The organism is Paracoccus albicereus (assembly GCF_024359525.1).
Classification (GTDB): domain Bacteria; phylum Pseudomonadota; class Alphaproteobacteria; order Rhodobacterales; family Rhodobacteraceae; genus Paracoccus; species Paracoccus albicereus.
This window is the reverse complement of sequence record NZ_JAKZEU010000005.1, coordinates 322737-329034: the sequence shown is the minus strand read 5'-3', so window position 1 is coordinate 329034 and position 6298 is coordinate 322737. Positions and strand designations below refer to the sequence as shown.

Annotated in this window: 9 protein-coding genes; 6 read left to right on the top strand and 3 right to left on the bottom strand. The window is 63.4% G+C overall.

All coding sequences use genetic code 11. The annotated features are described in order from the left end of the window. Positions 1–4 precede the first annotated feature (4 nt). The 3 genes from MLD63_RS15300 to MLD63_RS15290 are packed head-to-tail and all read right to left on the bottom strand — an operon-like array spanning position 5 to position 2602. Positions 5–121 carry a DUF2474 family protein gene (locus tag MLD63_RS15300; RefSeq protein WP_255330777.1) on the bottom strand — a complete coding sequence of 39 codons (117 nt, stop codon included), beginning with the start codon at positions 119–121 and terminating at the stop codon, positions 5–7. Continuing rightward, the gene (gene cydB / locus MLD63_RS15295; RefSeq protein ID WP_304364002.1) at positions 121–1152 is read right to left on the bottom strand and encodes a cytochrome d ubiquinol oxidase subunit II; all 1032 of its coding nucleotides are present in this window, start codon (positions 1150–1152) and stop codon (positions 121–123) included. Before cydB ends, MLD63_RS15300 begins: the two co-directional genes overlap by 1 nt. 1 nt (position 1153) lies before the next feature. Beyond that, on the bottom strand, positions 1154–2602 hold the full coding sequence (locus MLD63_RS15290) for a cytochrome ubiquinol oxidase subunit I (RefSeq protein WP_255330776.1): 1449 nt from the start codon (positions 2600–2602) through the stop codon (positions 1154–1156). Positions 2603–3066: 464 nt separating this feature from the next. Here MLD63_RS15290 and MLD63_RS15285 point away from each other — a divergent pair, with 464 nt between their 5' ends. The 6 genes from MLD63_RS15285 to MLD63_RS15260 all read left to right on the top strand — a co-directional run bounded on the left by MLD63_RS15285 (position 3067) and on the right by MLD63_RS15260 (position 6289). Next, complete coding sequence (locus MLD63_RS15285) at positions 3067–3537, top strand: RrF2 family transcriptional regulator (protein ID WP_255330775.1); 471 nt, start codon at positions 3067–3069, stop codon at positions 3535–3537. Next, positions 3534–4199, top strand: coding sequence for a Crp/Fnr family transcriptional regulator (locus MLD63_RS15280; protein WP_255330774.1), 666 nt, complete (start codon positions 3534–3536; stop codon positions 4197–4199). Before MLD63_RS15285 ends, MLD63_RS15280 begins: the two co-directional genes overlap by 4 nt. Positions 4200–4294: 95 nt before the next feature. Beyond that, positions 4295–4510 (top strand): YgaP family membrane protein, encoded by a 216-nt coding sequence (locus MLD63_RS15275; RefSeq protein WP_255330773.1) that lies wholly within the window; start codon positions 4295–4297, stop codon positions 4508–4510. Position 4511: 1 nt separating this feature from the next. Beyond that, positions 4512–4943, top strand: coding sequence for a YeeE/YedE family protein (locus MLD63_RS15270; protein WP_255330772.1), 432 nt, complete (start codon positions 4512–4514; stop codon positions 4941–4943). Between the two features lie 3 nt (positions 4944–4946). Continuing rightward, positions 4947–5378: a DUF6691 family protein gene (locus MLD63_RS15265; RefSeq protein ID WP_255330771.1), complete on the top strand. Its 432-nt coding sequence runs from the start codon at positions 4947–4949 to the stop codon at positions 5376–5378. A 29-nt stretch (positions 5379–5407) separates the two neighbouring features. Then, the gene (locus MLD63_RS15260) at positions 5408–6289 is read left to right on the top strand and encodes an MBL fold metallo-hydrolase (RefSeq protein WP_255330770.1); all 882 of its coding nucleotides are present in this window, start codon (positions 5408–5410) and stop codon (positions 6287–6289) included. Positions 6290–6298: the final 9 nt, after the last annotated feature.

Sequence of the window (6298 nt, the reverse complement as noted above, 5' to 3'; positions counted from 1 at the left end):
GCGTTCAGGCGATCCACATGCGCAGGATCAGGGCGACGGTGCCGACCGCCGCGACACCGGCCAGCCACAGCAGGCCGAACCAGCCCAGCCGGCGGAGCCAGGTCTTGGGCCGCTTCGCCATCAGTGATAGCCGGTGTCGGCGTCGATCTTGCCGCGGAACACCCAATAGGCATAGGCGGTGTAGGCCAGGATGATCGGGATCAGGATCGAGGCGCCGATCAGCATGAAGACCTGTGCGTTGCGGGGGGCCGCGGCCTCCCAGATCGTGACCTCGACGGGGACGATATAGGGGAACATCGACACGCCCAGGCCCACGAAGCACAGCGCGAACATCGCCAGCGCCAGGAAGAATGGCCAGTAATCGTGGCGGTGGACATGCAGCGCGCGGAACATCAACAGCGCCAGCGCGATGACCGACAGCCCGACCAGCCCCGCCAGCGGGATGCCCCAGCCCGAGAACCAGCGCGCGTAATATCCTTCCTGCAGGAACGGCGTCCACAGGCTGACCACGATGATGAACCCGACCGTGGCGATGCCATAGAACCAGGCGCGCGTGCGCATCCGGTCCTGCAACTCTCCCCCGGTCTTCATCACCAGCCACGTCGCGCCAAGCAGCATATAGCCCACCACGACGCCGAGACCGACGGTGATCGAGAACGGCGTCAGCCAGTCCCACCAGCCGCCGGCATAGGCGCGGCCGGTCTGGTCGATCTCGATCCCCTGCAGCAGCGCACCAAGCGCCACGCCCTGCGCGAAGGACGCCATCGTCGAGCCGCCGATGAACGCGATGTCCCAGACCCCGCGCCAGCGCGTCGTGCGCCAGCGGAACTCGAACGCGACACCGCGGAAGATCAGCGCCAGCAGCATCGCGATCAGCGGCGCGTAGAGTGCGGGCAGGATCAGCGCATAGGCCAGCGGAAAGGCGGCCAGCAAGCCGCCGCCGCCCAGGACCAGCCAGGTCTCGTTGCCGTCCCAGACCGGCGCCACCGTGTTCATGATGATGTCGCGGTCGCCCCGCTCGCGTTCCGTCGCGAAGAGGATCCCGAGCCCGAGGTCGAAACCGTCGAGGATGACGTAGACCAGCACCGCGAAGGCGATCAGGAACGCCCAGATGAAGGTCAGGTCGAACGAGATGTTGTCCACGATCGGCATGTCACTCTCCGGGCTGAACGTGTTCGGGATGCTGGCGGGCGTGCTGCGGGGCGGGCGTGATCCCCGCCGCGCGGGTCGGCCCGCCGGTCGCGTCCTTCAGCCGCGGCTCCTGCGAGGATGGCGCGCGCGACATCAGCCGCATGATGTAGAAGGTGCCGGCCCCGAAGACCGCGAAATAGATCACGATGAACGCGATGAGCGAGGCCGCGACTGCCGGTGCGGCCAGCGGTGCCGCGCTGTCGATCGTGCGCAGGTGGCCATAGACCGTGAAGGGCTGGCGTCCGACCTCTGTCGTGATCCAGCCGGCCAGCACCGCGATCAGGCCGGACGGGCCCATCACGACGGCCGCGCGATGCAGCGCAGGCCAGTCGTAAAGCCTGCCGCGCCAGCGCGCCCACAGCGACCAGGCGCCCAGGCCCAGCATGGCGAAGCCGATCGCGACCATCACCCGGAACGCCCAGAAGACGATGAAGACCGGCGGCTGATCCTCGTCCGGGATCGTGTCGAGCCCGGCAAGCGGCGCGTTCAGATCGTGCTTGAGGATCAGCGAGGACAGTTTCGGAATGCCGACGGCATAATCCAGCCGCTGTTCGGCATCGTTGGGGATGCCGAACAGATACAGCGGCGCACCGTCTTCGTGGCTTTCGTAATGGCCTTCCATCGCCATGACCTTGGCCGGCTGGTGTTCCAGCGTGTTCAGCCCGTGAAGATCGCCCAGATAGATCTGGACCGGCGCCACGCAGACCGCCATCCACATCGCCATGGAAAACATCGTGCGGGTCGCGGGCGTGATCTCGTCGCCGCGATGGCGCTGGCGCAGCAGGTGCCAGGCCCCGACGCCGCCGACGATGAAGGCGGTGGTGAGGTAGGCCGCGGTGACGGTGTGCATCAGCCGGTAGGGGAAGGACGGGTTGAAGATGACCTGCCAGAAATCCTCGGGCAGGAACTGACCGGTCTCGGGGTCGATGGAAAAGCCCGCGGGCGTGTGCATCCAGCTGTTCACGCTGAGAATCCAGAAGGCCGACAGGCACGTTCCCCCGGCCACGGCGGCGCAGGCGATCATGTGCAGCGTCGGGCCGACGCGGTCGCGCCCGAACAACATCACGCCGAGGAAGCCGGCTTCCAGGAAGAAGGCCGACAGCACCTCGTAGGCCATCGGCGCGCCGATCACGGGACCGGCCTTGTCGGAAAAGACCGACCAGTTGGTGCCGAACTGGTAGGACATGACGATGCCGGAAACGACGCCCATGGCAAAGGCCAGCGCGAAGATCTTGACCCAGTAGCGGAAGAGATCGAGGTAGCGATGCTCTTTCGTCCAGAGCCACAGCGCGTTCAGGACCGCCAGATAGCTCGCCAAACCGATGGTGAAGGCCGGAAACAGGAAGTGGAAGCTGACCGTGAAGGCAAACTGGATCCGCGCCAGCAGCACCGCGTCAAAGGATTCCAGCATGGGTCAACTCCCGGGGAAGGTTGCGGAACAGGCGACACAGCCGTCTGTCCGGTTTGGCTCGGAAGAACAAAATGTGCGATCTGCGTTCAACGGTGCGCCAGCAATGGATCATCGATGTGAGTTATCCGCCGATAGGGGCAATGCATTGCCAGACTCCTCGAGAGCAAGTTTTTCGGCGTGTCGTCGTCGATCGGGGCGGCATGATGACCTCATCGCTGGGTCGCTACTCTGCAGGCAGGGCCAATTTGGTGGCTATCCCACGCTGAAGTGCATTCAGCGGAAATCGGCCAGAGGGCCGTGTCGGCGGTGAAGTCCAGAACGATGTCACCAAAGAGCGAAGGCATGATGTTTCCTTTCAGCGGCTTGATCGCCGGCTACTGCGTCGCGGTGAGCGCTTCAGTGACATTGTCACTCAGCTTGTGAAAAAGATATATCGCGACTAGAACTTTAACCGGGAGGCATCGATGAAGCTCACGGCATACTCGAACTACGCGCTCCGATCGCTGCAGCTTGCCGCGCTCAGGTCTCCCGAGCTTGTCCGGGTGGATGACGTAGTCAGGGTGCATGGGCTTGCCCGGCCACATATCGTGAAGATCGTGCACGAACTGGGACAGGCAGGGCTGTTGGAAACAAGGCGGGGAAGAGGCGGCGGATTTAAGCTGGCACGTCCTGCCGATGAAATCGTCGTGGGACACGTCATCCGGCTGACCGAGGGGTCGCTTGAGGTCGTCGAGTGCTTCAATCCTGAAAAGAACACTTGTCCGCTGATTGGCATTTGCAAGCTATCGCGTGCGTTACAGCAGGCGACCAAAGCATTCATGGCGGTCTTAGATGACCTGACGCTGGCCGATATTGCCTCAAACAAGGGCGATCTTTTGGCGCGCATCACGCCGATCGAAGAAAGTATCGCTTCCTCCCTGGGGAGGGAAGGATGAATATCGGCGACTGGACGGAACAATTTCAGGGGACCAGAGCCTTGCCGCGCGCCGTGAGAGATCGGCTGCTCAAGGTCGCGCAGATCCGCACATACCGCAAAGGCCAAGAGGTTTTCGGCCCGAGCAACATCCCGGACAGCTTGCTGTTCCTCCTTGAAGGCACGATTCGCGTTTCGCAGTCATCAGAGAACGGCCGGGACATCGTTCTTTACCGCGTTGATGCTGGAGAAAGCTGTGTTCTGACGACGGCCTGCATGCTGGCGGAAGAGGCCTATAATGCCGAAGGTCTGGCAGAAACCGACATCAGCGTCGTCGTTCTTCCAAGGCCGGCATTCGACGCCCTGGTCGCCGACGAGGCGGCTTTTCGTAACTTCGTCTTCGCGGCTTATTCGCGGCGGTTGATCGACCTTCTGCGCGTGGTTGACGATGTCGCGTTCGGCCGGATCGATGTCCGGCTTGCCGAGCGTCTTCTGAGCCTGGTGGGTGGCGACAGGGAGATCGCCGCGACCCATGCGCAGATCGCGAGCGAATTAGGAACGGCGCGCGAAGTCATCTCGCGCGTGCTGCACGATTTCCAGAAGCGCGGCTACATCGCACAGTCGCGCGGACGGATCGAGATCATAGACAAACCGGCGTTGCGGGCGCTTGCCGACAGCGACTAGCGACACCCGGAAAAAACGCAGTTGGGTGACAATATCACTGAACCTGCGTCGCCGAAGCGATACGCCATGGTCAGGTTTCAAGTCCGGAGGACGCCATGACGACCAATGTTGGAACTCTCGATCGTATCCTGCGCGCGGCGCTTGGGCTTATCCTGCTCTCCCTTGCGCTTTTCAGCGCATCGCCGCTTTTCGCCGGGCCGCTGTTCAAGTATGGCGCCGCCGCGATCGGCGTCGTGATGCTGGCGACCTCGGTCCTGAGGATGTGCCCGCTTTATGCCATCCTCGGGATCAAGACCTGCCGCGAGTGCTGACATGGAGACCGCGTTCACACCTTTTTCATCCTTCGGCGGCGGTCTGCTGATCGGTCTTGGTGCGGTCCTTCTGATGCTTGCCCTTGGCCGGATCTTTGGCGCGACCGGCATCCTGTCGGGCGCGATCTTTCCGGAAAGCCGCGAGGAGTTGAGCTGGCGGCTCGCGCTGATCGCCGGCATGGTCCTTTCGCCGATCGCGATCTTCGCGGTCATCGGCACGATGCCCGCGCTGACGGTGCCGGTGAGCCCGGCGTCTATCGCCGTGGGCGGCGTCATCGTGGGTCTTGGCGCCAGTCTCGGCTCAGGCTGCACGTCGGGACATGGGGTTTGCGGGCTGTCGCGCCTGTCAGTCCGGTCGCTGGTCGCTGTGCCCACCTTCATGGCCACCGCCGCGATCACGGTCTTCCTGATCCGACACGTCTTCGGAGGCTGATCCATGAAGCTTCTCTTCGCCCTTCTGACCGGCCTCGTCTTTGGCACGGGGATCGCCCTGTCGGGCATGATGGACCCGGCAAAGGTTCTGAACTTCTTCGACCTCGCGGGCAGTTGGGACCCGAGCCTGGCCTTCGTCATGAGCGGCGCGCTGGTCGCGGCCTCCGTCGGTTATCGCCTTGTCTGGAAGCGCAAGGCCCCACTGTTCGAAGGGCGCTTCCAGGTTCCGACCGGCACCCAGATCGACATGAAGCTGGTCGGTGGATCGGCGCTGTTCGGGATCGGCTGGGGCATCGCGGGCTTCTGCCCAGGCGCGGCGATCCCGGCCCTTGGCACCGGACGCTGGGAAGTCGCCCTGTTCCTCGGCGCCGTGATCCTCGGCTTCTGGCTGCGCCGCATCGTGGCGCCGCTGCATCAGCCGCGCGCTGCCGCCTGAACCACCGCATTCCTTCAGGAGATCACCCGATGACCTATCCCGTCGACATGACGATCAAACCAGACGTCCAGGCCTTCTTCGACGAGGCCACGAACACGATCAGCTACATCGTGAAGGATCCGTCTTCGGACGCCTGCGCCATCATCGACAGCGTGATGGACATCGACTACGCGGCGGGTCGCATCACCTACGACCATGCCGATGAATTGATCCGTCAGGTGCAGTCCCAGGCGCTAAAGCTGGAGTGGATCATCGAGACCCACGTCCACGCCGATCACCTGTCGGCCGCGCCCTACATTCAGCAGAAGCTGGGCGGAAAGATCGGCATCGGTAGCAAGATCATGGTCGTGCAGGAGACCTTCGGCAAGGTCTTCAACGAGGGCACCGAATTCCAGCGTGATGGCAGCCAGTTCGACCGGCTGTTCGAGGACGGCGACACCTACATGATCGGCGCCATGCGCGCCTTCGCGATCTACACGCCGGGCCACACCCCGGCCTGCATGGTCCATGTGATCGGCGATGCGGCCTTTGTCGGCGACACGCTGTTCATGCCCGACGGTGGCTCGGCGCGGGCCGATTTCCCCGGTGGCGATGCCGCGACGCTTTACGATTCGATCCAGAAGGTGCTGTCCCTGCCAGACGAGATGCGACTGTTCATGTGCCACGATTACGGGCCGAACGGGCGCAACATCCAGTGGGAAACCACGGTAGGCGAGGAGAAGGCGCAAAACATCCATGTCGGCGGCGGCAAGTCCAAGGCGGACTTCGTCAAGTTCCGGACCGAACGCGACGCCACCCTCGCGATGCCCCGGCTCATCATCCCCTCTTTGCAGGTGAACATGCGCGCAGGCGAGGTGCCGACCGACAAGGACGGCAAGCCTATGCTGAAGGTGCCGCTGAACGGTCTTTAAGCACGATCA

What these genes read in the sequence shown, in the direction of transcription:
- MLD63_RS15260 (WP_255330770.1), top strand. Translation starts at nt 5,408, where the DNA reads ATGACCTATCCCGTCGACATGACGATCAAACCAGACGTCCAGGCCTTC.
- cydB (WP_304364002.1), bottom strand. Translation starts at nt 1,152, where the DNA reads ATGCCGATCGTGGACAACATCTCGTTCGACCTGACCTTCATCTGGGCG.
- MLD63_RS15290 (WP_255330776.1), bottom strand. Translation starts at nt 2,602, where the DNA reads ATGCTGGAATCCTTTGACGCGGTGCTGCTGGCGCGGATCCAGTTTGCC.
- MLD63_RS15275 (WP_255330773.1), top strand. Translation starts at nt 4,295, where the DNA reads ATGACGACCAATGTTGGAACTCTCGATCGTATCCTGCGCGCGGCGCTT.
- MLD63_RS15280 (WP_255330774.1), top strand. Translation starts at nt 3,534, where the DNA reads ATGAATATCGGCGACTGGACGGAACAATTTCAGGGGACCAGAGCCTTG.
- MLD63_RS15270 (WP_255330772.1), top strand. Translation starts at nt 4,512, where the DNA reads ATGGAGACCGCGTTCACACCTTTTTCATCCTTCGGCGGCGGTCTGCTG.
- MLD63_RS15285 (WP_255330775.1), top strand. Translation starts at nt 3,067, where the DNA reads ATGAAGCTCACGGCATACTCGAACTACGCGCTCCGATCGCTGCAGCTT.
- MLD63_RS15300 (WP_255330777.1), bottom strand. Translation starts at nt 121, where the DNA reads ATGGCGAAGCGGCCCAAGACCTGGCTCCGCCGGCTGGGCTGGTTCGGC.
- MLD63_RS15265 (WP_255330771.1), top strand. Translation starts at nt 4,947, where the DNA reads ATGAAGCTTCTCTTCGCCCTTCTGACCGGCCTCGTCTTTGGCACGGGG.